This is a genomic window from Sphingopyxis jiangsuensis, assembly GCF_016734905.1.
GTDB lineage: Bacteria > Pseudomonadota > Alphaproteobacteria > Sphingomonadales > Sphingomonadaceae > Sphingopyxis > Sphingopyxis jiangsuensis.
Map to the genome: position 1 here is coordinate 337,884 of NZ_JAERPO010000001.1, position 25,677 is coordinate 363,560.

General features: G+C 64.1%; 20 protein-coding genes and 2 tRNA genes. 10 read left to right on the top strand and 12 right to left on the bottom strand.

What is annotated here, in order from left to right; all coding sequences use genetic code 11:
• Positions 1 to 7: 7 nt before the first annotated feature.
• Positions 8 to 964 carry a septal ring lytic transglycosylase RlpA family protein gene (locus tag JI743_RS01690; RefSeq protein ID WP_201925306.1) on the bottom strand — a complete coding sequence of 319 codons (957 nt, stop codon included), beginning with the start codon at positions 962 to 964 and terminating at the stop codon, positions 8 to 10.
• The gene (locus tag JI743_RS01695; RefSeq protein WP_201925308.1) at positions 948 to 2,009 is read right to left on the bottom strand and encodes a lytic murein transglycosylase; all 1,062 of its coding nucleotides are present in this window, start codon (positions 2,007 to 2,009) and stop codon (positions 948 to 950) included. The genes JI743_RS01690 and JI743_RS01695 overlap by 17 nt, the downstream gene beginning before the upstream one ends.
• 147 nt (positions 2,010 to 2,156) lie before the next feature.
• On the opposite strand from JI743_RS01695, the gene JI743_RS01700 reads away from it, so the two are divergent.
• Positions 2,157 to 2,246: transfer RNA gene (locus JI743_RS01700), tRNA-Ser, on the top strand.
• A 14-nt stretch (positions 2,247 to 2,260) separates the two neighbouring features.
• On the opposite strand, the gene JI743_RS01705 is transcribed toward JI743_RS01700, so the two are convergent.
• On the bottom strand, positions 2,261 to 2,977 hold the full coding sequence (locus JI743_RS01705; RefSeq protein ID WP_201925310.1) for a 2OG-Fe(II) oxygenase: 717 nt from the start codon (positions 2,975 to 2,977) through the stop codon (positions 2,261 to 2,263).
• A gap of 182 nt (positions 2,978 to 3,159) precedes the next feature.
• Between JI743_RS01705 and JI743_RS01710 the strand changes: the two genes are divergently transcribed.
• The 4 genes from JI743_RS01710 to JI743_RS01725 all read left to right on the top strand — a co-directional run bounded on the left by JI743_RS01710 (position 3,160) and on the right by JI743_RS01725 (position 10,527).
• Positions 3,160 to 6,372: an autotransporter outer membrane beta-barrel domain-containing protein gene (locus JI743_RS01710; RefSeq protein WP_201925312.1), complete on the top strand. Its 3,213-nt coding sequence runs from the start codon at positions 3,160 to 3,162 to the stop codon at positions 6,370 to 6,372.
• A 243-nt stretch (positions 6,373 to 6,615) separates the two neighbouring features.
• On the top strand, positions 6,616 to 7,137 hold the full coding sequence (locus tag JI743_RS01715) for an RNA polymerase sigma factor (RefSeq protein ID WP_201925314.1): 522 nt from the start codon (positions 6,616 to 6,618) through the stop codon (positions 7,135 to 7,137).
• Positions 7,127 to 8,062, top strand: coding sequence for a FecR family protein (locus JI743_RS01720; protein ID WP_201925315.1), 936 nt, complete (start codon positions 7,127 to 7,129; stop codon positions 8,060 to 8,062). Before JI743_RS01715 ends, JI743_RS01720 begins: the two co-directional genes overlap by 11 nt.
• Positions 8,063 to 8,124: 62 nt before the next feature.
• Positions 8,125 to 10,527, top strand: a complete 2,403-nt coding sequence (locus tag JI743_RS01725; RefSeq protein WP_201925317.1) for a TonB-dependent receptor — start codon at positions 8,125 to 8,127, stop codon at positions 10,525 to 10,527.
• A 26-nt stretch (positions 10,528 to 10,553) separates the two neighbouring features.
• On the opposite strand, the gene JI743_RS01730 is transcribed toward JI743_RS01725, so the two are convergent.
• The 7 genes from JI743_RS01730 to JI743_RS01760 all read right to left on the bottom strand — a co-directional run bounded on the left by JI743_RS01730 (position 10,554) and on the right by JI743_RS01760 (position 18,589).
• Positions 10,554 to 11,693: an acyl-CoA dehydrogenase family protein gene (locus JI743_RS01730; RefSeq protein ID WP_201925319.1), complete on the bottom strand. Its 1,140-nt coding sequence runs from the start codon at positions 11,691 to 11,693 to the stop codon at positions 10,554 to 10,556.
• 110 nt (positions 11,694 to 11,803) lie between these two features.
• Complete coding sequence (locus JI743_RS01735; protein ID WP_201925321.1) at positions 11,804 to 12,997, bottom strand: acyl-CoA dehydrogenase family protein; 1,194 nt, start codon at positions 12,995 to 12,997, stop codon at positions 11,804 to 11,806.
• A gap of 205 nt (positions 12,998 to 13,202) precedes the next feature.
• Positions 13,203 to 14,096, bottom strand: a complete 894-nt coding sequence (locus tag JI743_RS01740) for a type II toxin-antitoxin system Phd/YefM family antitoxin (protein WP_201925323.1) — start codon at positions 14,094 to 14,096, stop codon at positions 13,203 to 13,205.
• Positions 14,097 to 14,188: 92 nt separating this feature from the next.
• Positions 14,189 to 15,811: a pilus assembly protein TadG-related protein gene (locus JI743_RS01745; RefSeq protein ID WP_201925325.1), complete on the bottom strand. Its 1,623-nt coding sequence runs from the start codon at positions 15,809 to 15,811 to the stop codon at positions 14,189 to 14,191.
• The gene (locus tag JI743_RS01750) at positions 15,811 to 16,266 is read right to left on the bottom strand and encodes a TadE/TadG family type IV pilus assembly protein (RefSeq protein WP_201925327.1); all 456 of its coding nucleotides are present in this window, start codon (positions 16,264 to 16,266) and stop codon (positions 15,811 to 15,813) included. The genes JI743_RS01745 and JI743_RS01750 overlap by 1 nt, the downstream gene beginning before the upstream one ends.
• A 173-nt stretch (positions 16,267 to 16,439) precedes the next feature.
• Entirely contained in the window at positions 16,440 to 17,324 is an 885-nt protein-coding gene (gene yghU, locus JI743_RS01755) for a glutathione-dependent disulfide-bond oxidoreductase (RefSeq protein ID WP_201925329.1), read from the bottom strand.
• Positions 17,325 to 17,410: 86 nt separating this feature from the next.
• On the bottom strand, positions 17,411 to 18,589 hold the full coding sequence (locus JI743_RS01760; protein WP_201925331.1) for a CaiB/BaiF CoA transferase family protein: 1,179 nt from the start codon (positions 18,587 to 18,589) through the stop codon (positions 17,411 to 17,413).
• Between the two features lie 141 nt (positions 18,590 to 18,730).
• On the opposite strand from JI743_RS01760, the gene JI743_RS01765 reads away from it, so the two are divergent.
• The 3 genes from JI743_RS01765 (at position 18,731) to hspQ (ending at position 22,621) form a co-directional block, all read left to right on the top strand.
• Positions 18,731 to 21,973, top strand: a complete 3,243-nt coding sequence (locus JI743_RS01765) for an amidohydrolase family protein (protein ID WP_201925332.1) — start codon at positions 18,731 to 18,733, stop codon at positions 21,971 to 21,973.
• 92 nt (positions 21,974 to 22,065) lie between these two features.
• Positions 22,066 to 22,155, top strand: a tRNA-Ser gene (locus JI743_RS01770).
• A gap of 85 nt (positions 22,156 to 22,240) precedes the next feature.
• Positions 22,241 to 22,621, top strand: coding sequence for a heat shock protein HspQ (hspQ, locus tag JI743_RS01775; RefSeq protein WP_201925335.1), 381 nt, complete (start codon positions 22,241 to 22,243; stop codon positions 22,619 to 22,621).
• Between the two features lie 15 nt (positions 22,622 to 22,636).
• Here hspQ and JI743_RS01780 read toward each other — a convergent pair whose 3' ends face one another.
• On the bottom strand, positions 22,637 to 23,509 hold the full coding sequence (locus tag JI743_RS01780) for an ABC transporter permease (RefSeq protein ID WP_201925337.1): 873 nt from the start codon (positions 23,507 to 23,509) through the stop codon (positions 22,637 to 22,639).
• Between the two features lie 109 nt (positions 23,510 to 23,618).
• Between JI743_RS01780 and JI743_RS01785 the strand changes: the two genes are divergently transcribed.
• A complete protein-coding gene (locus JI743_RS01785; protein WP_201925339.1) occupies positions 23,619 to 24,299 on the top strand; it encodes a GcrA family cell cycle regulator in 681 nt (226 codons plus the stop codon).
• Positions 24,296 to 24,694 carry a PaaI family thioesterase gene (locus tag JI743_RS01790; RefSeq protein WP_201925341.1) on the top strand — a complete coding sequence of 133 codons (399 nt, stop codon included), beginning with the start codon at positions 24,296 to 24,298 and terminating at the stop codon, positions 24,692 to 24,694. Before JI743_RS01785 ends, JI743_RS01790 begins: the two co-directional genes overlap by 4 nt.
• Before the next feature lie 54 nt (positions 24,695 to 24,748).
• On the opposite strand, the gene JI743_RS01795 is transcribed toward JI743_RS01790, so the two are convergent.
• Positions 24,749 to 25,582 (bottom strand): outer membrane protein, encoded by an 834-nt coding sequence (locus tag JI743_RS01795; protein WP_201925343.1) that lies wholly within the window; start codon positions 25,580 to 25,582, stop codon positions 24,749 to 24,751.
• Between the last annotated feature and the right edge of the window lie 95 nt (positions 25,583 to 25,677).

Below are 25,677 nucleotides of genomic sequence, written 5' to 3' on the forward strand. Positions count from 1 at the left end.
GTGGTTGTCAGCGGTCGTGCAGCAGCATCGCGTCGCGAAAACCCTTGGCCTTGGCCCGGTCGAGCGCTGCCTGCGCTTCGGCCTGGCTGGCAAAGGGACCCATGCGAACGCGCCAGAGGTTGCCCGATCGGCTGACGGTGCCGCCTACGGCCGTGGCGGTCGCGTCAGCGCGCGCCTCGCTGCTGAATGCAGCGACCTGGACGACGATATTTCCGTCCTTTGCCGGTGACGCCGAAGCGGCGGGCTTGGCGGTCGACGTCCCCATATCGATCCGATCATCGCCGGGTTTCGCCTTTGCCGAAGCGACGGGCGGTGGGGGTTCGATGGTGACAGCGGCTGCAGGTGCCATCGCCGGGACGGGCAGTTTCTTTGCCTTGGCGCGCAAGATCGCGAGCAGCGACTGCGGCGTTACGATCCTTTCGGGCACCGGTTTGCCGGCGCGCAGTTGCGCCCGTTCCGCCGCGGGCGGGTTTGTGCGGCGGACGCGGACGGCCGCGACGCCGCTCGACAGGCCGAGCTGCTCGGCTGCCGCGCGCGACAGGTCGATCAGCCGATCGTTCGCCATCGGACCGCGGTCGTTGACGCGGACCAGAATCGTCCGTCCAGTATCGAGCGCGGTAACCTCGACATAGCTTGGCAGCGGCAGCGTCTTGTGCGCGGCGCTGATGCGCGCCGGGTCGAACTTCTCGCCGTTGGCCGTCGGTTTCCCCGCGAGCTCATCGCCGTACCAACTGGCGTAGCCCACTGCATCATAGTCCGCGACGTCGACCGGCGTATAGGTGACGCCGCCGACGGCGTACGGATTGCCAAGCTTGACGGGCGTGTCGGATACCAGACTGCCTGCTGCCGACGGTGTCGGACCGGCGGTCGGTCCGTCCCCCCGCGTGCCGTCGAAACTGCCGCAACCACTGAGTAACAGCGCCGCACCCGCGATCAGGCCCCCGCCCCTATCGATCGATCTCATCCGCCAGCAACCCCACAGAAAGCGCGTAAAAATTCGAGCAATTATAATCGAGTATCGCACGGTAATTGCCCGTCAGCAAATAGGCGGTCCGACCCGGACCGTCGGGTTCGAGCAACGTCGCCTGGACCTGGCCGTCGGGCCATCGACCGTCGAGCGGCGCGATCCCGTCGGCGCGCCATTCGGCCATCGTCCGCCAACGGCTATGGCGCGCAAAGACCCGCGGACACCGCGTCGGAACGAGGCGGCTGGCGACTGCATTGCGATTGAAGCCGTCGGGCACGCGCACCGCGACACCCCACGGCTGCCCGGCGCGCCACCCTGCACGGCGGAGGTAGGAGCCGATCGATTCGATCGCGTCCGCTTCGCTCGACCAAATCCGCGCCACCCCATCGCCGTCGCCATCTTCGGCCACCTGAAGATAGACCGAAGGCAGAAATTGCGGATAACCGAAAGCGCCGGCCCAGCTTCCCTTGAGCACCTCGCGCGGGACACCCTTTTGCACCATTTCAAGCGTCGCCAGAAATTCGGGCTCGAACAGGCTGCGGCGGCGCCCTTCAAAGGCGAGGGTCGCAAGCGCCTCGGGGAGATCGAAGCTCCCCGTTACCTGCCCATAAGCCGTCTCGTGCCCATAGATGGCGATCATGATGCTCGTCGGCACGCCCGTCCGTTGTTCGATGCGCGACAAGAGCGGGAGCAGCCGGTCGTGAACGCGCCGTCCGCCATTGATTCGTGCCGTGTCGACATGCCTGATCTTGTACGGCGTGAAGGCCGGGATCGGAGCATTGGAACTCGACGGACTGCCCAGATTGTCGCGGTCGAGCGCCACGACGCGGGCATTGTAACGCAACCCGGCGGTCACGCGATCAAAGGTCGCGCGCGACACGCCGCGCGCCTGCGCCTTCGGCCAGAGCGACTGGACATAGGCGTCGAATCCCGCGTCGCTGCCTTGTGCCCGCAGCGGCGCCGATGCTGTCAGCACCCAAGCCGACAGGACGACGGAGACAAAGGCGAAAACCGGCCTGATTCTGAATGTTCGAGCGTGCATATCGTCTCACCCCATAGGCAAATAGTGACACAGATGCACGCACCTTGGCCATAGGATGGCAAGACAGGGCGATTCAAATGTGCGCCGGGTCGAGCCGCGCCATGTTTTGCTTGCCGCGCATCGCCCACGCGCTATGGCGCCTCTACCGGACAGGTGGCCGAGTGGTTTAAGGCAGCGGTCTTGAAAACCGCCGTGGGTGCAAGCTCACCGTGGGTTCGAATCCCACCCTGTCCGCCATCGACCTGCCTCGATCAACTCGCGTCGTGGAAGATGATGCCGAGCGTGAAGCGCTCGCCCGATCGGACGGCGCTGACGCCGTGACGCAGTTTTACGCGGTATGTGCCGCGCGTCCCGGCCCGTGGCGCTTCGTTCACCGCGAAAATCACCGCGTCGCCGATGCCCAGCGGAACGACATGCGCGCGCGACTGCATGCGCGGGCGCTGCTCGGTGATCACGAAATCGCCGCCCTGGAAGTCGCATCCGGGTTCAGACAGCAATATCGCCATCTGAAAGGGGAAATGCACCTCGCCATAAAGGTCCTGATGCAGACAGTTGAAGTCGCCGGTACGGTAGCGGAGGATGAGCGGCGTCGGCCGCTGTTGCCCGCGCGCATGGCATTGTTCGATAAAGGTGGCGTGATCGGCGGGGTAGGCCTGCTCCTTGCCCGTGCGCTGCATCCACTCGTTTGCGAGCCCTGCCAGCGGGACGTAATAACGAGTGCGCAGCTGCGCGATCGGATCGGGCAGTGGATAGCGAAAGTAGCGATATTCGCCCCGGCCGAATCCATGGCGCTGCATGATCACTGTGCTACGGTAACGATCGTCGCAGCGATAATTGTCGCGAAGCGCGGCGCATTGTTCAGGGGACAGCAACTTCGGCACGACGTGCCAACCCTGTTCGTTGAGGTCGTGCGCCAGCGCCTTGATATCGAGCGCTTGGGCATCGGCAAATACACTGGCGGGAAACATATCGGCCTGTCCTTGTCCTAGCGAAAACACGGCGCCGACGAATAGGGTCCTGCCGGTGACATTGCGCCCCGCTTCTTGCGGTCAAACAAATGCCAAGATTTTTTCAAGGCTGCCGCCGACCGGCTCCGTCTTGTGGATGTTCAAGGGAATACGTCCCGAGCGACATTCACAAGAGGAACCCGATGCGCAAAACCCTGCTGGCCTCCACCTGCCTGGCCGCTATTGTTTCGACGCCGCTTCACGCTGAAACGACGATCACGACGGCGACGACCGCGCCGGTCCGCACGTCGACCGTCAAATCGGGCGGCCCCGACGACATCAAGATCACGTCGGCCGGCTCGATCAAGCCGACCAGCGGCACCGCCGTCACGATCGACAGCAACCACAAGGTCGTCAACGAAGGCACGATCCAGATCACGAACGCCAATGGCGCGACTGGCATTTCCGCGGGTGCGGGAACGGTCGGCGCGATCACGAACGGCGCGACCGGCAAGATCATCATCGACGAAGTCTATAATCCGACCGACATCGACAAGGACGGCGACCTCGACGGCCCATTTGCGATCGGGACGGGACGGACCGGCATTTCCACAGGCGGCGCCTTTACCGGCAATATCGTCAATAGTGGCGAAATCACCATCCGCGGCAATGATTCGGCGGGCATTCGCCTGGGCGGGCCGTTGACGGGCAATTTCACGAATGATGGCACCATTTCGGTGCTCGGCGACCGTGCGCTGGGTGTCGGGTTGCAGGATGTTACCGGCAATGTCCGCCTTGCGGGAACGATCACTGCGGTCGGTGTTGACGCGGTGGCGGCGCGGCTTGCCGGAAATATCACCGGCGCGCTTGTCGTGCAGGGCAACCTCTCGGCCACCGGCTATCGCCACACCACTGCACCTGCCGATCCGAGCAAACTCGACGCCGACGATCTGCTGATCGGCGGTCCGGCGCTGTCGATCGAGGGCAATGTGACGGGCGGGATCGTTTTTGCAGTACCGCCCAAGGATACCAACCCGGACGACAAGGACGAGGATAAGGACGGCATCGAGGACAGCAAGGAGGGGTCGGCAGCGATCCGATCCTATGGTTCGGCCGCCGCTGTCCGTATCGGGTCGGCAACGCAAGATGTCACCATCGGGCCCGTGGCAGGCACCGGAACCGGGCTTGGCGTCGTCATCGACGGCTCGATCCTCGGCAGCGGTCTTTATGCCGGCAAAACCGGCAACGGGATGCAGATCGGCGGCATGGGCGGCAACGTGACCATCGCTGGCGGTATCGGCATCGGCGGCACCGGTTCGGTCGTCGCCTTGTCACGCGACATGGCTGCGACGGCAATTCGATTCGGCGCGGGTGCGACGACGCCCGAACTGCGCAATGCAGGCAAGATCGAGGCCACGACGACCGAGAATGTCGCCACCGCGGTCGCGACGGCGGTGCTGGTCGACACAGGCGCCAACCTCCCCTTCATTCGCAACAGCGGAACGATCGCCGCCAAGACGACAGGGGCCAACGGAACGGCGCGCGGCATCGTCGACCTGTCGGGTACGCTCGACCTGGTCGAGAACAGCGGTACGATCAGCGCAACGGGCGCCACGGGAACGTCAGATCGCAACATCGCGATCGATCTGTCGGCAAACAACGGCGGAACGACGGTGAAGCAAACTGCGGTCGCTTCGGGGGTTGCCGCCCCGTCGATCGTCGGCGACGTGCGCTTTGGCGGCGGCGACGATCTTTTCGACATTGCTGACGGCAGCGTGAAGGGCTCGACCTATTTCGGCGCCGGGAACAACCGCCTCGCCCTGTCGGGCGATGCCGTTTATTCCGGTACCGCGCGCTTTGGTGCCGGTAACGACACGATGACCCTGGCCGGTACGTCGGTGTTCAATGGCACGGCCGATTTCGGCGGCGGCGCCGACACGCTTACGATCGGCGGAACTGCGGTCTTTTCGGCAGGACTCGTCAATTCGCAAGGACTCGCGGTCTCGGTTGGCGGCGGCACGTTCGACGTCATTGGCAGCGGCACCATCTCTTCGCTTGCCGTCACCGACAAGGGCTCCCTCGGTGTCACGCTGGGCGGCGGGTCGAGCACGGCGCTGCAGGTTACCGGCAATGCGAGCTTTGCCGCCGATTCCAAGCTCATTCTGAAGCTGTCGAGCCTTGCACAGGCCGAAGGGCAGCATGTCGTTCTGACCGCGGGAACGCTGACCGGCGCAAACAATCTGACCGCGTCGTCGACCCTGCTTCCGTTCCTTTACAAGGGGACGCTGTCGTCGAACGCGAACCAGCTGATCGTCAATGTCGCGCGCAAGGAAGTGTCCGAGCTTGGCCTCAACCGGTCGGAAGCGAGCGCATTTGGCGCCGTTCTTGCCGCAGTGGCCAAGGATGAAGACATCGAGGACGTGTTTCTCGACATTGCCGACGGCGACCATTTCCGCAATCAGCTGGGTCAGATGCTCCCCGAACATGAAGGCGGCGTGTTCGAAACCGTCACGACCGGTTCGCGCGCGCTTGCCCGCTACCTTCAGGACCCGAACGCCCTGTACCAGGACGAGGGGAAGTGGGGCTATTGGGTCAACCAGGCCGTCTGGGGCACGTCGAAGAGCGTCGGCGATACCGCCAGCTATGATGTCAGCGGCTGGGGTATTTCGATGGGGGCCGAGATCAAGAGCGACCTCGGCAACTTTGGCGGCTCGATCGCCTATCTCAGCGGCAAGGACAGCAACGGCAGCAATGCCAATGAGGTGAGCACCAGCCAGTTCGAAGGCGCCCTCCACTGGCGCCTGCGGTCCGACAAGTTCATGGCCAACGCCCGCGTTTCGGGCGCGCCGGTCAAGATGAAGGGAACGCGCATATTCACGGCCGAAGCGGGTGCCGAAGACATCGAAGAAACGATGCGTGGCAAATGGGATGCGACGCTGTGGTCTGCATCGGGCGCCGTGGCTTATGACATGCGCGGCAAAGGCATGATCTCGCTCCGTCCCACGCTGGCCGTCGATTATTACAAGCTCAAAGAGGACGGCTATCAGGAAACGGGTGGTGGCGACGCGCTCGACCTGACGGTCCTTGGCCGCAGCAGCGACGAGCTTGCCGTGACGGGCACCGTTGCCGTCGGCCTCGATTTCGGCGGTTATGATGCCTATTCGGGCTGGACGCGCTTCGAACTCGAAGCCGGCCGCCGCGAAATCGTCAGCGGTCAGCTCGGCGCCACCGTGGCGTCGTTCAAGAACGGCACGCCGTTCACCCTTACCCCAGAGGAGCGCACGAGCGGTTGGGTCGGCCGCCTTCGCGGCATCGCTGGCAATTCGGCCTTCCAGGTCGGCGCCGAAGTGTCTGCGGAGGAACAGCAAAGCCATGTTGGCTGGGCGTTCCGTGCGAGCCTGCGGGTCGGTCTCTAGCCCCCCTGACCGACTCCGCTGCAAGGGGGAAGCACCCTCCCTGTCTGCTTCCCCCTTGCCTTGGCGCCAACGAAGAAGGAACCGATGTTCGCAACCGCAACCCTCCCCCGCCAAGGGCGCCCATATGAACCATGGTTGCGCGGACGTGTTTTGGCGCTATATGACGCCGCGAACAGGGGACCCTTTGGTGCGCGCGGGGGCAGCACCGACCAGCAAAAGACGGCGTTCCGAAACAAGAACTTCATGACCGACGCTAGGGAGCAGACCGACGCCGTCCAGGGCATCGAAGCGATTTTGCTGGCCGAACGCGCGCGCATTGTCCGTTTCCTGGAACTTCGCGGTGCGGGGGATGCTGCCGAGGATATTTTTCAGGATTTGTGGATGCGGCTGACCGAACGACAGATCGGCCCCATTGGCGATCCCCTGCCCTATATCATGCGCGCGGCCAACAATCTGATGCTCGACCGCTACCGGTCGAGCCGCCAACGCGAAAAACGCGACCACGACTGGAGCGAGACGCAGCCGAGGCAACGTCCGTCGATCGAAAACGCGCTCATTTCTCGCGAACAGCTTGTGCAGGTCGAGCAGGCAATCGACGCAACCGGAGAACGGCCTGCGCGCGCATTTCGGCGGTTTAGGGTTGACGGGGTGGCGCAGCGCGACATCGCTATCGAACTGGGTGTCAGCCTGAGCACTGTCGAAGCCGATTTGCGTAAAGTCTATGCCGCGCTCGCCACACTCCGGAGGCAATTCGATGCGTCCTGACAAGCAGCACGCCGCCGAAGCGCAGGCGATCGACTGGGTTATCCGCCAGCGCGATCCGGCTTTTGCCGACTGGGACGACTTCGCCAATTGGCTTGCCGAGGATCCCGAACATAGCGCCGTTTACGATGCGGTCGCCTGCCTCGACGAGGATCTCGACAGTCTGCCGCCGGTCCGCAAAACGGTATTCGTGCCCGCGCCCGAGCAGCGGCGGCGGTTGTCGCGGCGCGCGTGGTTTGGCGGCGCGGTCGCTGCAGCGCTTGCCCTCGTCGTCGGCATGAATGGTCCTGCCTTTTTCGGCGACACCGGCCGTATCCAGACCGCCGCCGGCGAACATCTCACAATCGAACTCGCTGACGGTTCGCGGATCGAACTCAACGGCGCCTCGATCATCGAGCTCGACGAAGACCGGCCGCGTTTTGCCCGCCTCGAATCCGGCGAGGCGATGTTCCATGTGGTTCATCGCGACGATGCGCCTTTCGTGGTGGAGGCCGGCGAAGCGAAAATCGTCGACCTCGGCACGGCTTTCAACGTCGTGCGCGGCCGCAAGCGGACCTCGGTGGCGGTGTCCGAGGGCGTGGTCGCTTATAATCCGGACCGTCAGAATGTTCGCTTGACCGCCGGTCAGGGTCTCGATGTCGGCGATGGCGACTCCGATGCGCCGGTCGTGCGGTCGGTCGACACGGCGACCGTCGGCGGGTGGCGGAACGGCTTGCTGGTCTATAACGATACGCCATTGGCGGTTGTCGCAGAGGATCTGGCGCGCACCGCCGGAATGCAGGTCACGGTTGCGCCGGATGCTGCCGATCTGTCGTTCCGCGGCGCGTTGATCATCGATCCCGACCGTGCACGCACGATCGCCGATCTGGCGGCGCTTTCCGGCACGCGCGCGCGTAAAAAGGGCGATGGCTGGGAGCTTGCGCGCTGACCGGCGAGCGCGGCCTTTCGATCGTTCTGGCGATCGCGACACTGGGCACGCCGGCGCAGGTGATGGCGGCCGAGGAAAGTCGCTACGACGTTCCGGGCGGCCGTCTGTCCAGCGCCCTCCCTCTCCTCAGCCGGCAGGCGGGCGTGAGCATCAGCGTTGCCGATGCGCAGCTTTGGGCGACGCGGGTCAAGCCGGTGCGCGGTCGCATGGGTGTCGACGAAGCGATACGGCGGATGCTCGCGGGAACCGGAACGCGAGCGGTCCGCGTGAGTGCGACCAGTTGGCGCATCGAACGGCAAGCGTCGGTCCAGCGCGTATCCCATCGCGCGGCCCCACCACGACAGCCGCCGCAACCACGCGCTCGCGCTCCCGACGATTTCCTTGTCGCGGCGCCCGAGGACGAAATCATCGTCAACGCCACCAAGACCGAACTACCCTATTCGCAATTTGCGGGCGTCGCCACCCTTCTGGATGGCGGCGATTTGGCGTTTGGTGGCGAGCGTGGCACCGATTCGATCCTGTCACGCGTCGCAACCGTCTCCTCGACCCATTTGGGATCGGGGCGCAACAAGCTGTTCATCCGGGGGATCGCCGATTCGAGTTTTACCGGGCCGACGCAGGCGACGGTGGGCCAGTATCTGGGCGACATCCGGATCAGCTATAACGCGCCGGACCCCGACCTGCGCCTTTACGACATCGACGGTGTCGAGGTTCTCGAAGGCCCGCAAGGAACGCTCTATGGCGCCGGATCGCTTGGCGGGATCATTCGCGCCGTGCCCAAAGCGCCGGATGCGCACGCGATGACGTTGCAGGCGATCGGAGGCTTGACGCTGACGCAGCACGGCGAACCCGGCGGCGACATAGCCGGGATCGTCAACCTGCCCGTCGGCGATGGCGGTCATGCCCTGCGGCTCGTCGGCTATATGATCAGCGAGGGCGGTTATATCGACAATCCGCTGCGTGGGCAGGACGACGTCAATCGCGTACACATCCGCGGCGGACGCGGCGTCTTTCGGATCGATGCAGGGGACGATTGGACCGTTGACGTCGGGGGCGTCTATCAGGCGATCACCTCCGACGATGCGCAATATGCCGACAAGGATGCGCCGCCTTTGATGCGTCATTCGCTGGTGCAGCAGAATGCAAAGGCGCGCTATGCGATGGGCACGGTCGTTCTTGCAAAGGACTGGGGCAGTCTGCGCTTTCAATCGTCGAATGCCTATGTGCGCCACCGACTGGCCGAGCGCTTCGACGCGAGTTTGCCCAACGGCGTTGCCGGTACGGTCGACGTCGATCGCCTTTTCGCTCCGGCGGTCATCGACGCCTTCGCCGACCGTCCCCGCGTGCTCGACCAACGCAACCGGACGACGATGATTGTCAGCGAAAACCGGTTGTCCCGGCCCTTTCACGACGGCTGGGGTTGGGTACTCGGCGCAAGCTTCATCGACAATCGCACGGCCCAGAGGCGTGAGTATGGCTTTGGCGGCCTGCGCACCACATTGCCAGGCGTGCAGAACGACATCACCGAATTCACCGGCTATGCCGAAGCGAACGTCGAACTGGTTCGCGACGTCATCCTGTCGGGCGGCGCGCGGCTTTCGCACATGCGGCTCGGCGGAAGCGCGGAGGATGTTCCTTTCGCGGTAAAACTGGCGGGCGAGGCGACGACGGCGAGCCGCCGCGAGACCGACCTGCTCCCGTCGCTTTCGATCCTCGCAACGCCGCTCGACAATGTGAAACTCTATGCGCGCTACCAGGAGGGGTTTCGCCCCGGCGGTCTTGCGATCGACGGCGATTTCGTGCGGCGCTTTCGCAACGATCAGGTGCGCACATGGGAAGCCGGTATGCGGTTCGGCGACAAGCGCAACAGTATCGTCGATGCCAATGTCGCGGTATCGCACAGTCGCTGGCGCGATATTCAGGCCGATTTTATCGACAGCAACGGTTTTCCGACGACCGCGAACATTGGCGATGGCCGGATTACCAGCGTTACGGGGGCGCTGACACTGCGCGCCTCATCGGCCCTCACTTTCGAGCTCGGCGGCGTTTACAACCACAGCAAGGTCGATGAGCTGGCACCGCAGATTCTGCCGATATTCGCCGCCGCGCCCGCGCGATTGGGCCGCATACCGAATGTCGCGAGCCATGCAGCGCGCGGTTCGGTAACCTATGTCATGCAGCTCGGCGATCGCGATTTCCGTGTGAACGGTTGGGCCAATTACGTTGGCCCGTCGCGATTGGGAATCGGTCCGATCCTCGGCGAGGGCCAGGGCGACTATGTCGACACGGGGCTCGCCATGCGGCTCGGCGACGAGCGGCGTGGACTGTCGTTGACGCTTACGAACCTGTTCGATGCTCGCGGAAACCGTTTCGCGCTCGGGACGCCATTTCTCGAAGGGAGCGCCGGGTTTCTGACCCCCCTGCGTCCCCGCACGCTACGCGTCGCGGTCGACATCGCCTATTGACGGCGACGCCGACCGTCGGGGCACGGTCAGTCTGCGAGCGTCAACCGCTCGAACCGGTCCATGTGATAATCGGCGCTGCCGAACTGGCCCTCGATCATGGTCGCGCGTTTGAAATAATGGCCGATAGCAAGCTCCTGCGTGATGCCAATGCCGCCATGTGTCTGGATCGCATTCTGACCGACGAATTTCGCCCCGCGACTGACTTTCGCCTTGCACGCCGACACCGCCGCCTTGCGCTCGTCTGCGGGCAGGTCGAGCTTCAGCGTCCCCATGATGGTCATCGAACGCGCCTGTTCGACCTCCATGAACATGTCGACCATACGGTGCTGGAGCACCTGGAACTTCGCAATGGGCACGCCGAACTGCTTGCGCTGCTGCGTATATTCGAGCGTGCCTTCGTGCAGCTTCTGCATCACGCCCGTCGCCTCGGCACAGGTGGCGACAGTGGCTTCGTCGACGATCTGCTCGACCAGGGCGAGCCCCGCTCCTTCGCCGCCGAGTAGCGCATCACCGGGAATGGCGACATTTTCGAAATAGATTTCGGAGGCGCGATTGCCGTCGACGGTCGGATAGTCGCGGCGGACGATCCCCGGCAGGTTTGCGTCGATCAGGAACAGCGATACGCCCTCGGCTTCGCGCTGTCCGCCGCCTGTCCGTGCAGTGACGAGCAGGTGTGTGGCCCAGGGTGCGGCGTAAACGACGCTTTTGTGCCCGCTCAGCACGTAACCGCTCCCGTCCTTCTTGGCGGTGGTCCGCAGGTTGGCGAGATCGTAGCGGCCTTGCGGCTCGGCATAGGCAAAGGCGATGATCGCATTGCCCATGATGATTTCGGGGATCATCGCGTCGGCCTGCGCGCCGCCAACGGTCTTCAGCGCGCCGCCCGCGATGACGACCGTCGGAACATAGGGCTCGATCGCGATGACCTTGCCCATTTCTTCCATCACAATCGCATTTTCGAGCGCGCCGCCGCCAAGGCCGCCATGCTCCTCGCCAAAGGCTGCACCCAGCATGCCGAGCTCCTGCGCCAATGCGGTCCAGATCGCAGGGTCGCGCCCCGTTTCGCTGTCGATGAACTTCTGGCGCGTGTCGAAATCGTAGGTGTCGGCCAGAAAGCGCGCCAGCGTGTCGCGGACCATGTCCTGCGTTTCGGTGTAGGTGAAATCCATTAAACTATCCTCGATTTCTTCGTCATCCGGGCGAAGGCCGGGATCCCACCGCTGCATTATGGCGAAAGGGCGAGATCCCAGTCTTCGCCGGGATGACGTCGATTATAATATCAGAGACCCAAAACCATCTTCGCGATGATGTTGCGCTGAATTTCGTTGGACCCGCCATAGATGGTCGTCTTGCGGACATTGAAATAGGTTGGCGCCGCGCGATGCGCATAGTCGGGGCCGATCGGATGCTCGTTATCGCCTTCACCGAAGCCGCGGAAATAGGGTGCGCCATAATGGCCCACGGCCTCAAGCGTCAGCTCGGTCAACCGCTGCTGGATTTCGCTGCCCTTGATCTTGAGCAGGCTCGACTCGGGTCCCGGCCCCTTGCCCGCATTCGGTCCGGCGAGGCTGCGCAGCTCGGTGAATTCGAGCGCGGTCAGATCGACCTCCAGCTCGGCAACCTTGCGCTTGAAGAAAGGATTGGCGAGTAGCGGCTTGTCGCCGTCGACTTCGGTGCGGGCGATCGCCTTGACCTTTTCGACCCCGCGCTTCGACGCCGCGACGCCCGCGATACCGGTGCGTTCGTGCGCGAGCAGGAATTTCGCGCAGGTCCAACCTTTATTTTCTTCATGGACGCGCTGCGACACAGGCACGCGCACATCCTCGAGCCAAACCTCGTTCACCTCATGCTCGCCGCCGAGCGTGATGATCGGGCGCACGGTGATACCCGGCGATTTCATGTCGATGAGAAGGAAGGAAATACCTTCCTGCGCCTTGGCTTCCTTGTCGGTGCGCACGAGGAAAAAGCCCCAGTCGGCGTGCTGCGCCAGCGTCGTCCACGTCTTTTGTCCGTTTACGATATAATCGTCACCATCGCGCACCGCGGTCGTCCGCAGCGACGCGAGGTCGGAGCCTGCGCCCGGCTCCGAATAGCCCTGACACCACCAATCCTCTCCTGACAGGATGCGGGGCAGGAAATAGGCTTTCTGTTCGGGCGTGCCAAAGGTGTAGATAACCGGTCCGACCATCGACAGGCCGAAAGGCAGCAGCCGGATGCAATCGGCGCGCGCGGTTTCTTCCGAGAAAATGAAGCGCTGCGTCGGCGTCCAGCCGGTGCCGCCATATTCGACGGGCCACGCGGGCGCGACCCAGCCCTTTTCGTAGAGGACTTTGTGCCACGCCAGAAAGTCCTCCTTGGACAATTCCTCGCCTTCATCCTGCTTCCCGCGCAGTTCGGCGGGGTAGTTTTCGGCGATGAAGTCGCGCACTTCCTTCTGGAAGGCGAGGTCTTCGGGGCTGAACTCCATGTCCATGACGAATCTCCCTTGGGCTGAGGCGCCCTTATAGTCTCAACTCACGTTTACGTAAACGGTAGGTTCCGGATTGCAACCGGCTTTCGCGGACAGATTGCGCCGCCAAAGCGGCCTTGTCCAGTGCCGCGCGGCGCAGTTTTGCGTGAGTCCAGGCTTGGGATTTGGGGTGACGCTACGGCGACGGTGACGGGCGCCTCGCCAATCGCTACGCGTCTCCGCGCCGGGTTACCATAACGACAGCCCCCTCGCTGGCGTGGGCGCCGCGCAGCTCGGCGATGGAGAGGCGCACGGGAACACACCCTCCCCCCCGCGTAATCAATTCGGATGCGACGCACGCTGGCTCGCCTGACCGGAACACCGATTCGAGCGCGTCGATGAAACCATGCCGATGTCCATTTGCGAGCAAGGCCGAGAAGCGCACCCGGCGGATCGCCGCGGCGTCCGATCCGACCATCGCCACCAGACAATCATTTGCCGCCTCGATCATTTCGCGTACCGACAGGCGCGCGTGCCCGATCGTGCCGTCGGCGTCGAGGGCGCGCATTGTCGCCTGTCCGCGGTCGCTGGAGGCCGCCGCGTCGATTGACGCCGTGACGTCACGCAGGATGATCGCCCCTCCGATCGGCACGGGGACCAGATCGACATGCAGCCACTGGCGGGGCCGCGTCAGCGCAGCGATGTTGCCCGAGAAGCGCGCGCGATGGTCAAGCAGGCGCAAGAGATGCGGATAGAGCGGGTTTTCTGTCACACGTGGCACCACCAACTCCAACGGTTCACCGCTTACGGCAGCGGCGGACAGTTCCAGCATGTCTGCCGCAGCCGGGTTGATGGCGACCAGGCGCCGCTGCCGATCGACAAGGATGACCGCGTCGCGGATCGATTCGACCAGACGCGCCTGCGAGACTTCGAGCGAGTGACCGGGCGCGTCGGGATCGTGGCCGTCAAGTCTCCGATAGTCGTCGAGGGATATAAGGACGTGCGCATCCTTTCCGTGATGCGTCACCACCACGGGATCGCGCGCGGCTCGCACCCGCCAGCTCGCAAAACCGCGTATGAAATTTGCTGCCGATACACGCTGTGGTTGCTGCCTCCTCGCCATCGGATGCTCCCGTCGTCTGCCCCTTCCCTATTCTTATGGGCAAGCGACGCTCCGAAAGGCCGTAATTTCTGTCCGTTGTGGCGCCGAACCGGTCACACCAGCCGCGCCTTTCCGCATCGCAGCGCATTGACGCGCGCATCGGCCTCTCCGATGTGGACGCCCAGCGCGCCTGTCAGACCTTCGATAACCCCGTCGATGGCCGGTGCGGCGATTCCCACCGTCTCGCCGACGAGCGCCGTCAGCGCCTTTGCATTGACACCGATGCCGAGGATATGGGCTTTCAGCTCCATTCGGTCGGCCAGCGATTTGGCGGCACCGGTGGCCAGTCCGGTGCTTTCGACCCTTTTCACAGTGCCCGCATCGATGTCGGCGCGCGAAAAGCCGGCAGGCTTTTCGGCAAGATCCGACATGACCAGTTCGGCTTCTCCCTCGACATAGGCCAGCGGCAGACGCAGCAGCCTTGCTGTGCGCACGTCGAGCGGGCGCTGCATATTCTGGAAATCGCTGTCGTCGACCGTTCCGATGGCGAGTGTTGCGGGCGATGTTTTCACGCCCAGCGCCACCGCCGTGCTGCTGTGCGGCCTGCAATCGATGTCCGTAATCCGCGCTGAAGCCGATCCGAGTTCGGCAACCACGGGTATTTGCACCTGCGCCGCAGGCGTGCGGACCGTCGCATCGATCTTCAGCCGGACTTGCGCGGTGCGGACTATGACGTCATTCGTGTCGGTTACCGCGATCAGCGGCGATTGTGCGGGCGGCTCGCCGATCAGCAGCGCTACGTCGATCCCCGACCCGCCGGGAAGGTCGCTCGCAATCGACAGGTCGAGTTGCCGGTTCGCATTGCCGAGGAACAGCATCGTGCGTAGCAGGCTGAGCGCGTTCACCTTGACGGGATTGGCCGGGTCGATGCGGATCGTCGACGAACGCGGGCCAAGGTCGATTGCGTGCGATGGCACGAGAGTCCGCGGCAGCGCGCGCGAGGCCATCCGGTCGAGCGCCTCCGCCCCGCGCCCGTCGGTCGACCGCGCGAGCGCCGATAGGATCTGCGGCAGGCTGACCTGGCTGTCGAGAGTCTGCCCAAAGGTCAGTATCTCCGCATCGAGATCGGTTCGCAACGCGTCGGAAAAGGCGAGCAGGTCGACGTCGGCGTTCGCCAACGCCTCATAGTCCATGACCGACAGGTTGACCTCGCTCCCCGTCAGAGCCGACAGCACGGCATTCGGGATGCCGCCGCGGACCGCCGCAACACGCGAGCCGAGAGAAAAGGCGGCATAACCCCGGCGCGCCGCCGTAGCGGTCGCACCAATCACGCTGCTGTCCTTTCGGGACAGAAACCGCCCGAAGAAGAGCGGACGGTTGCGCACCAGCTTGATCCGCACGGCGTTCGGCGATGTTCCGCCAAGGGCGAACCGCTCTTCGGCAGCGATGGCGGGATCAGCGGTATAGGTGCCGGCCGAGAGCACGGCGATGGCGATGTTGCAATTGCAGTTCGCGGCGATGATGCGTTCCGCCGCTTCACGCTCCTCCCCCGGCCGTCCGGCGGCGGCCAGCGCCGCGGCGTCGGCAATCCCCTGGAGCTTGCGGCGGTCGAGATAGAGCGATCCCACATCGACCGCGAGCGCGGCCGATCCGATCAGCATCGTCAGCCCGAACGCCGTCATGGTGCTGACACCGGCGCGCGCGTCGCGGCCGAACGAGGGGGGCGGCGTTGCCATCAGTCGACCGGAAGCTCGAAGGTCGCCCGCGCCGTGATGACGTTGCCGGGCGACGGGACAAAGGCGGAGCGGAGGAAGCTGTCCTCGGGGACGGTGAAGCTCACCGCCACCGTCACCGCGTCGGTCGTCTCGCTCACCGCGACTGCCCGCGCGGTCGGCGTATAGCTTTCCACGCCGCCCATGCTCCGGTCGACCGCGCGTTCGGCGATGGCCCGGCGATCTTCCGCATCGAGGCCGACGATTGCGGCACGCGCGCCGTCATTCGCCGCCTGCTGGACGCTGTGCGCGAGCAGGAAATATTGGCCATAGACCAATATGCCCATCGCCAGTGCGAGCAGCAGCGGAAGTACGATCGCCATCTCGACAATCGCCGCTGCCCGCTGCGACCCGGCGAGGCGGCGCGCGAATCGACCGAACCGCCAAGCCGCCGAAACCAAGGGGGTGTGAACTGTCATGCCCCGATGATGGACCGGCATCGGTGAAGCTGCCGTCGATGATCGGCGCACTTAATTTTGCGTATTTTGCGGCTTTTCGAGCCGCGACCGGCGACGGAAAACCCGTGGCGAACGGGTTTTCCTAACGCCGCCTTACCCGCGCCTGCCCCAGTGGACGCGGGTTATGCGCATAATCAGCCCGCGGCAGGCTCGTCTTGCAATTTGTCGGCGGTGCGCAATTCGAAATCGGATGCGTCGTGCCGCTCGTGCAACTGGCTCGCCGGATCGCCGGTCACCCGGTTGACCATGCGCCCGCGCCTGACCGCAGGGCGTTTCGCGATCTGATCGGTCCAGCGCTGCACATTCTTATATTCGTTCACCTGCAAAAACTCGCCTGCATCATAGACGAGCCCCTTGGCGAGCGCGCCATACCAGGGCCACACGGCCATATCGGCAATCGTATAATCGTCGCCCGCCAGAAATTCGGTTTCGGCGAGGCGGCGATCGAGGACGTCGAGCTGGCGCTTCACCTCCATCGCATAACGATTGATGGGATATTCCATCTTGTACGGCGCATAGGCATAGAAATGCCCGAAACCGCCGCCGAGGAACGGTGTGCTCCCCATCTGCCACATCAGCCACGACAGCGTTTCGGCGCGCTTTGCAGTGTCGGTCGGCAGGAAGGCGCCGAACTTCTCGGCGAGATGGATCAGGATTGCGCCCGATTCGAAGATGCGGATCGGTTCGGGGCCGCTGCGGTCGACGAGCACGGGAATCTTGCTGTTCGGGTTGATCGCGACATAACCGCTCGAAAACTGGTCGCCCTCGCCGATATTGATCAGCCACGCGTCATATTCGGCGCCCGAGTGGCCCGCGGCGAGCAGTTCCTCAAGCATCACCGTCACCTTCACGCCATTGGGCGTACCGAGCGAATAGAGCTGGAGCGGGTGCTTGCCGACCGGAAGCTCCTTCTCGTGCGTCGGCCCCGCGATCGGCCGGTTGATATTTGCGAAGCGTCCCCCGCTTTCCTTGTCCCAGGTCCAGATCTTCGGCGGCACATATTCGCTCTGGTCGGTCATCGGGGGTTCCTTGTTGCTTGACGGGAGGGGTTAGGTTGTTGTTCGCAACTTAGGTGCGCCGCGTTACGGCGTCCACCGCCCGATGCTCAAATTATGTTTTTGGCGCGCAAAGCTGCAATTTCCTCCGCGCCATAGCCAAGATCGGAAAGGATGGCGTTGCTGTGTTCGCCGACCGTCGGAGCGCGCTGCGGCGCCGCCTTGTCGACCGCCGACAAGGCAATCGGCGCCCGGATGACGGGCGCCGCGGCGGGAGCGCCCGGATAGGCCATCGGTTCGACAAGGCCCATCGCCGCGACTTGCGGCTCGGCGAGCGCTTCGCTCGCTTTCAACACCGGCGCGGCAGGAACGCGGGCGTCCGCCAATTCGGATAGCGCCGCATCGCGCGACCGTTCGGCGCACCAGTCCTGCATGATTGCGCTCAACTCGGCCCCATTGTCGCCACGCAATATGTCGCTCGCGAAACGCGGATCGTCGATCAATTCGGGACGGCCGACGCAGTTCGCCCAGCGCGCAAATATCGATGCGCCGACGATCTGGGTCACGATCCATCCATCGCGTGTCCGAAACAAATCGGTCGGACCCGAGCTGAACCCACGGTTTCCCATCGGCTGACGCTCGATACCGTTGAGCGCATGGTCGATCGTCAGCGCGTTCGACAGTGCGAGCGCCGTGCCGAGCAGCGACCCCGAAACGCACTGCCCCTTCCCCGTCGCATCGCGCTCGCGCAGTGCGAGCATGACGCCGAAGGCGCAATGGAGCGCGGTTGCGAAATCGACGAAATTGACCTGCGCGCGGTAGGGCTGGTCGGGCTCGCCGGTCAGGTGGACGGTGCCCGACATCGCTTGTCCGACGGCGTCGAAACCGACGTGGCCCGACAGCGGACCAGTGCTCCCGAACGCCGATGCCGTCGCAAGGATGACGCGCGGATTGATCACCGACAGGCTCGCGTAATCGAGGTCGAGCTTGACGAGCGCTTCGTGCGGAAGGTTGGCAACCACGACGTCGGCAGTCTCGACCAGCTTCCGCACGATCTCACGCCCCTCCGCGCTACCGATCTTGAGGGTCAAGCTGCGCTTGGCGCGGTTCATCTGCATGAACATCGCGCCCGATCCGTCTTCGGCCACGGGAACGGTAAAGCGGTCGTCATTGCCGCCCGGCGCCTCGATCCGGATCACGTCGGCGCCGTAATCGGCCAGCAGAGCGGCGCAATAGGGGCCTGCGATGTAGCGGCCGAAATCCAGTACGCGAATTCCCGTTAGCGGCACGCCATCTCCCCTCGCGATTGTTATCGCAGGAGGGCTAGCAGCCGCCCGTCGACCGGGCCAGCATCTTCATCGAAAGGCGGCGCTTGCATACCGGGCATCGCGCCATATGGTCGGCACATAATTTCAACAGGGGATAATTTCATGACGCGCTTCGTCCTCGCCCTTGCGGCGGCCTTGGCAACATCGACGTCGGTTTGGGCACAGGCTACGCCGACGGCCGCTCCGAAAGACGAAGCAAAGCCCGAAAAATGGGACGTCAACGCCCCGCCCGGCATGGCGACGCGCTCGGTTCCGATCGCGGTGGACGAAGGCAGTTGGATGAACGTCGATGTCGCCCCCGACGGGCGCACCATTGCTTTCGATCTCCTCGGCGACATTTATACGATGCCGATCGAGGGTGGAACGCCGACGCGCATCGCGGCGGGCCTTGCCTATGAGCATCAGCCACGCTTTTCGCCGGACGGCAAGCGCATTGCTTTTGTCTCAGACGCCGGCGGCGGCGACAATATCTGGATCATGAACCGCGACGGGAGCGACCGGCGCCAGCTCAGCAAGGAAGATTTCCGGTTGCTCAACCAGCCGAGCTGGAGTCCCGACGGCGAGTATATTGTTGCGAAGAAGCATTTCACGACCGCCCGTTCGCTCGGGACCGGCGAAGTGTGGCTCTATCATGTTTCGGGCGGTGCCGGCGTGCCACTGGTCAAGAAACCCAACGAGCGACATCAAAAGGAGCTGGGCGAGCCGGTCTTCGCGCCCGATGGCAGGGGCGTCTATTACACGCGCAACGTCACGCCGGGGCCGATCTTCGAATATGCGCAGGACAGCAACGCCGACCTCTTCCACATCGAACGCTATGACATTGAGAGCGGCGAGGTTGCGACGGTCGCCTCCGGCAATGGCGGGGCGGTGCGCCCGACCCCTGCCCCCGACGGCAAGTCGCTTGCGTTCGTGCGCCGCGAAGGCACGCGCTCGAAGCTCTATGTGAAAGACCTCGCCTCGGGAACCGAGCGCAAGCTTTACGACGCGCTCGACCAGGACATGCAGGAAACCTGGGCCGTCACCGGCATCTATCCCAATATGGCGTGGACGCCCGACAGCCGCGAGATCCTTTTCTGGGCGGGAGGCAAGCTGCGCCGCGTTAGCGCTGCGGGCGGCGATGCGCGCGAAATCCCCTTCGCGATCGACGACGACCGCATCGTGATCGACGCCATTCATCCTGCTGTCGAGGTGGCGCCCGACAGCTTCACGACACGCATGCCGCGCTGGGCCGAAGTGTCGCCCGACGGGCGATCGGTAGTGTTCGAAACGCTCGGCAAGCTGTGGGTCAAGCCGATGGGCGGCGGGGAGCCGCGGCGCCTGACGTCGGCAAGGGATGACGCGTTCGAACTATGGCCGAGTTGGTCGCGCGACGGGCGCTCGATTGCCTTCGTTCGCTGGACCGATAGCGGGCTGGGCGAAGTCCATGTCGTCAACGCCGGTGGCGGGGCGTCGCGCAAGGTCACGAGCGTTCCCGGCCATTACGCCGAACCGCGCTTTTCTCCCGATGGCAAGACCATTGCGTTTGAACGGCGCGCCGGTGGCGGGCTGACGACGGACCGTTGGAGCGCCGATCCCGGTGTTTACCGGGTCGCGGCGGCGGGTGGTGCGCCCGTGCGGGTCAGCAGCGATGGCGCCAAGCCCCAGTTCGGCGCCGGCAATGACCGCATCTTCATGGTCGCATCGGGCGACGGCAAGCAGCAATTGGTCAGCACCGACCTCAATGGCCAGGACAGGCGCATCCATGCCAATGGCGAGCTTGTCACCGACTTCGAAGTGTCGCCCGACGGCCGCACCCTTGCCTTCCGCCAGAATTACGATGCCTATGTCACGCCGCTGATGCCGGGCGGGCAGGATGTGTCGCTCGGCACCAAGAGCGGGGCGCTCCCCGTCACGCGCGCGAGCGGAAGCGGCGCCGACTATATCCATTGGTCGAACGGCGGCCGCCGCCTCCACTGGAGCCGCGGCCCGACGCTGTTCAGCGCCGACCTCGGTCAATTGTTCGCGAGCGCGCCAACTGACGACAAGACGCCCAAATTCACACAGCCGACCGACGGTCTGTCGCTGGCGATGGTCCGCGCGGCCGACAAGCCGAAGGGCATGGTTGCGATCACCGGTGCCAGGATCCTGACCATGGCAGACGCCGATGGCGGGATTATCGAGAATGGCGCGATCCTGATCGACGGCGACAGGATTGTCGCGGTCGGCGCACTCGCCGCGATGACCATTCCCGCGGGCACGCCGACCGTCGACGCGACGGGCAAGACCATCGTTCCGGGCTTTGTCGACGCCCACGCCCACGGCCCGCACGGCGATGACGAACTGGTCCCGCAACAGAATTGGTCGGAGATTGCAAACCTCGCGATGGGCACGACGACGGGCCACAATCCATCGTCGCGCGCCTCGGAAATCTTCGTTTCTGCCGAGATGCAGCGCGCAGGACTCATCCTCGCGCCGCGGATATTTTCGACCGGCGAGATCATCTATGGCGCGAAGTCCGCCGGGGTGTATGCCGAGATCAACAGCTTTGACGATGCGCTCGCGCATGTCCGCCGCCTGAAGGCGCAGGGCGCGCATAGCGTCAAAAACTACAACCAGCCGCGCCGCGAGCAGCGCCAGATGGTCGTCAAGGCGGCGCAGGCAGAGAATATGGCCGTCGTGCCGGAGGGCGGCTCGCTCTACACGATGGACGTGTCGCTGATCCAGGACGGCAATACGACCGTCGAGCACAATATTCCGCTCAACATCTTCTACAAGGATCTCGTCCAGCTCTGGGGGCAGACCAGCACCGACTACACGCCAACGCTTGTCGTCACCTATGGCGGACCGGCAGGCGACCCCTATTGGCGCGCACACACCGACGTGTGGAAACAGCCGATCCTGTCGCGGCACGCACCGCCGGACGTGCTCGCGGCTGACAACAAGCGCCGCGTGATTGCCCCCGAGAGCGATTACGTCGACGACGATGCCGCGCGCGAGGCCAAAAAAATCGCCGATACGGGGCGCATGGTTTCGATCGGCGCGCACGGCCAGCAGGCGGGACTTGGGGCACATTGGGAAATCTGGTCGTTCGTTCGCGGTGGCTGGAGCAACATCGATGCGCTGCGCGCCGCGACGATCATGCCTGCAACGTCGCTCGGCTACGCGAAGGATGTCGGCTCGCTCGAGCCGGGCAAGCTCGCTGACCTTCTCATCCTCGATGCCGATCCGACGGAGAATATCCGCAACACCGAGCGTATCCACCGCGTGATGCTCGGCGGACGTCTGTACGACCCGCTGACGATGAACGAGGTCGTCACCGGCAATCGCAAGCGCGCACCCTATTGGTGGGAGGCCGAAAAACCCTGAAAACTTGGCGGTCCGGCGATGGCTCGCGCAATTTTGTGACGATGGGGTTGCAAGACTCGCGGGCCGTCGCTAGGTGGCACTCCTCTCAGCGAGGAGAGTTGGCTGAGTGGTCGAAAGCGTCGCACTCGAAATGCGAAGTGCCCGCAAGGGTACCGAGGGTTCGAATCCCTCACTCTCCTCCATTTTTTCCCTGATTCGACCAGCAGACCCGACCGAAGCGGCAGCGAAACGGGTTGAACCACCGATGTTTCGTCATAAATTGGCATTATGGTATCAGAATCACCAAATGACGACACACGGTCGCCCAGCGTCGTAGCGCCGCTCATTGAGCGGGCGCGGTTTGCGCCCGGCGATATCGTCCGGCACCGCATGTTCGATTTTCGCGGCGTCGTGTTCGACGTGGACCCGGTCTTTTCGAATAGCGACGAATGGTATGAAGCCATCCCGGAGGCGGTGCGCCCGGCGAAGGAGCAGCCCTATTACCACCTGCTCGCCGAAAACGACGACTCCTCCTACATCGCCTATGTCAGTCAGCAGAATCTCGTCGCCGACGGCGACAGCGGCCCGGTCGACCATCCACAGATCGACACGATGTTCGAGGGGATAGAGCGCGGCCGCTATCGTCTCCGCGCGATCCACCGCCACTGAGGGCGGCGCCGCGCGTCAGGCTTTCAGCTTCCAGCCCGAAGTCAGCAGGCGATAGGTGAATAGCCCCAGCGCGGCATTGACGCCGACCAGAACCCCAATCGCCAGCCACACCGGATTGGCGATCGTGGAATCGACCGTCCCGATGAAACCATAACGAAAACCCATGATCGCGTAATAGACGGGGTTTGCGTGCGCGACCGTCTGGAACCAGGGGGCAAGGCGGTCGACCGAATAGAAGGTGCCGGATAGCAGCGCCAACGGGGTAACGACAAAATTTGTCACCGCGGCTGCGTGATCGAATTTTTCCGCCCATACCGAGGTGATCAGCCCGAGGAAGCCGAGCATCATCGCGCCGAGCACGCCAAACACTGCGATCGCCCAGAAATGGTCGGGCATGACATCGACGCCCGGCCACAGCAGCATCGCGAGCCAGAGCGCGAAGCCGACGAGCACCGCGCGCGTTATCGCCGCGCCGACAAGTGCGATCATCAATTCGCCAACCGCAAGCGGTGGCATCAGATAGTCGACAATCGTCCCTTGAATCTTTCCGACCAACAGCGAAAAGCTTGAATTCGCGAAGCTATTCTGGAGCATCGCCATCATGATCAGGCCCGGCGCGATGAAATCGGCGAACGGAACGCCAATCACGGTGCGCCCCGCACCGCCCAACGCAACGGTGAAAATGACGAGGAAGAGGAGCGTCGTGATCGCCGGAGCCCAGATAGTTTGCAGCTGGACCTTGAAAAACCGTCGCACCTCCTTGACATATAGCGCTCGCAGCCCGGGCACATTGAGTGCACGGATGTGCGGGACGCCGGGTTCGGCGAAGGCCCGCGCAACGGGCGATTTGTTGGAGTCGGGGTACGAAATTTGGGGCTGGTCGTTCATGGCGTTCTCGCCTATCGCCTCCCCGTTCTTACCGCAAGCAGGGCATTGACGGCGCCGGTCCGTTTGGGACCGCCGAATGCCCGCGGCGTGGAATGATAAGGATTTGCAAATGTCATGGACCGATGAGCGCATCAACCAGCTGCGCAGCATGTGGGAAAAGGGCCTGACGGCCAGCCAGATCGCCGACGAACTCGGTGGCGTGAGCCGCAATGCGGTCATCGGCAAGGCGCACCGCCTGGGGCTGAAATCGCGCCCGTCGCCGGTGAAGGCGACGGAGAAGGTCAAGCCCGCCAAGGCTGCGTCCGCGCCGAAGCCTGCTGCGCCGGCGGCCCCGCGCGCTACTGCTCCTGCTGCGCCGCGGCCGACCGCGACGGCACCCAAGCCCGAACCTCGCCCCGCTGCAGCCGCCCCGGCACAACCGGCTGCTGGCGACGCCGCGCCCAAGGCCGACACACCGCGCATCGTCTCGATCGGCCCCGGCGGCTTTATCCGGCAGGGCCCCGGCGACCAGCAGGCGCCGATCCCGCCTGCCCCGCCGCGCCGCCTCGTGCCCGCAAAGCCGAGCCCCGAGATCGCCGACAAGACGAGCTTGCTCGACCTCAACGACCGCATCTGCCGTTGGCCGATGGGGCATCCCGGCGAACCCGATTTTCACTTCTGCGGCGAGGCGGTGAACCCCGGCTTCCCTTATTGCGTCGAACATTGCGGCCGCGCCTATCAGGCGCAGCTGCCGCGCGGAACACGGCGTCCGCCTCCGCCGCCGCCCTTTGGCGGCCCGCGCGTTCGGTGAGGCCGTTCGCGCAGGAGTTCCATTTTGCGCGCACGCTCGGCCTGGAAATGGTCGAGCGCGGTGACGGCCGCTGCGAAATGGCGATCGACATCGAGCGTGAGCGCCATTTCAACCCGCAAGGCGTCGCGCACGGCGGCGTAGCTTATTCGCTGGCCGATTCGGCAATGGGCGGCGCCTTGACCACATTGATCGCCGACGATGAGTGGTGCGCGACACTCGAGATCAAGTTCAATTACCACGCGCGGGTCGTCGAAGGACGGCTGACCTGCAAGACCGAGGTGCTTCACCGCGGCAAGCGCGTCGCCAATATCGACGCGCGACTGTACCAGCACGACCGGCTGGTCGGCAGCGCGAACGGCAATTTTGCCATTTTCCCGGCGCCAAAGGCCGAGTGATAATGAAAAGGCGCCGGAGGGTGATTCCGGCGCCTCTTTCAGTTTGGCGCGCGATCAGAAGCGATAGCTGATCGTCCCGCGCACGCTATGTGTGCGGAAATTCGGGTCGCTGCGGCGAATATCGGTTCCGCCACTGTCGACAAGGAAGGGATTGGTCGCCGGCGCGGTGCCGGGGCCGACGTTGACGGTGTAATCATCGTCCTTCACGTCGGTGTAGAGATACTCGAGTCCGACGCCGAGATTGTTCGTCACCATCACTTCGGCGCCGCCGCCGACCGCATAGCCCCAGCCATTGGTCTTGCCGTTGTCGCTGAAGCTGTTGGCGGTGTTCGTCGTCGTGAAACGATTGTCGAGACGCGCATAGGCCGGACCGCCGGTAACATAGAAAAGCGCGCCGCCGCCCGGCGTATAGCCGGCGCGAAGCCGTGCGCTCGCCTCCCAATCGGCCTCGCGGCTCATCGTGTAACTGGCGGGCGTCGTCGAAAATCCGCTGACGCTGTCGCGCGCGACGCTGTGTCCGCCTTCGACCAGCGCGCCGAGGACGAAATTGCCCATGCGTTTGTCGTACCCGAGCCGCCCGAAAAAGCCGGGACCATCCTTGTCGTTACGGCACGCCATGTTGGATGTGCCCGTCGCGCTTCCACCGCAGAAGCCGGGCGCGAAGGCGTCGCTGCCGCCGACGCTGTTTACGCTGTTGTCGAACTGGCCATCGCCATCGGTGTCGAAGACCAGCGTTTCGCGGCGATCATTGCCCTGCAATGTCGCGCCGCCGATGACGCTGACATAAGGTCCGTTGAAGTCGCTGCCGGGATCGCGGTCGTCTTGGGCCAAGGCGGGGACGGCCAGAAGCGACGCCGCCGAAGCAGCGAGGAGAGCTGCGAATTTCATATGATTTCTCCATTATTTGAATGACTTTGCAGTCGTCTGCGAAACCCTTGGCGGCGGAACGAAGTTCCCCTTTCCGTCCGAAAAGAGACGGATCG

Bases quoted from the DNA above. Each gene is read 5' to 3' on its own strand.
- JI743_RS01690 (WP_201925306.1), bottom strand. From the start codon at position 964: ATGAGATCGATCGATAGGGGCGGGGGCCTGATCGCGGGTGCGGCGCTG.
- JI743_RS01695 (WP_201925308.1), bottom strand. From the start codon at position 2,009: ATGCACGCTCGAACATTCAGAATCAGGCCGGTTTTCGCCTTTGTCTCC.
- JI743_RS01705 (WP_201925310.1), bottom strand. From the start codon at position 2,977: ATGTTTCCCGCCAGTGTATTTGCCGATGCCCAAGCGCTCGATATCAAG.
- JI743_RS01710 (WP_201925312.1), top strand. From the start codon at position 3,160: ATGCGCAAAACCCTGCTGGCCTCCACCTGCCTGGCCGCTATTGTTTCG.
- JI743_RS01715 (WP_201925314.1), top strand. From the start codon at position 6,616: ATGACCGACGCTAGGGAGCAGACCGACGCCGTCCAGGGCATCGAAGCG.
- JI743_RS01720 (WP_201925315.1), top strand. From the start codon at position 7,127: ATGCGTCCTGACAAGCAGCACGCCGCCGAAGCGCAGGCGATCGACTGG.
- JI743_RS01725 (WP_201925317.1), top strand. From the start codon at position 8,125: ATGGCGGCCGAGGAAAGTCGCTACGACGTTCCGGGCGGCCGTCTGTCC.
- JI743_RS01730 (WP_201925319.1), bottom strand. From the start codon at position 11,693: ATGGATTTCACCTACACCGAAACGCAGGACATGGTCCGCGACACGCTG.
- JI743_RS01735 (WP_201925321.1), bottom strand. From the start codon at position 12,997: ATGGACATGGAGTTCAGCCCCGAAGACCTCGCCTTCCAGAAGGAAGTG.
- JI743_RS01740 (WP_201925323.1), bottom strand. From the start codon at position 14,096: ATGGCGAGGAGGCAGCAACCACAGCGTGTATCGGCAGCAAATTTCATA.
- JI743_RS01745 (WP_201925325.1), bottom strand. From the start codon at position 15,811: ATGGCAACGCCGCCCCCCTCGTTCGGCCGCGACGCGCGCGCCGGTGTC.
- JI743_RS01750 (WP_201925327.1), bottom strand. From the start codon at position 16,266: ATGACAGTTCACACCCCCTTGGTTTCGGCGGCTTGGCGGTTCGGTCGA.
- yghU (WP_201925329.1), bottom strand. From the start codon at position 17,324: ATGACCGACCAGAGCGAATATGTGCCGCCGAAGATCTGGACCTGGGAC.
- JI743_RS01765 (WP_201925332.1), top strand. From the start codon at position 18,731: ATGACGCGCTTCGTCCTCGCCCTTGCGGCGGCCTTGGCAACATCGACG.
- hspQ (WP_201925335.1), top strand. From the start codon at position 22,241: ATGGTATCAGAATCACCAAATGACGACACACGGTCGCCCAGCGTCGTA.
- JI743_RS01780 (WP_201925337.1), bottom strand. From the start codon at position 23,509: ATGAACGACCAGCCCCAAATTTCGTACCCCGACTCCAACAAATCGCCC.
- JI743_RS01785 (WP_201925339.1), top strand. From the start codon at position 23,619: ATGTCATGGACCGATGAGCGCATCAACCAGCTGCGCAGCATGTGGGAA.
- JI743_RS01795 (WP_201925343.1), bottom strand. From the start codon at position 25,582: ATGAAATTCGCAGCTCTCCTCGCTGCTTCGGCGGCGTCGCTTCTGGCC.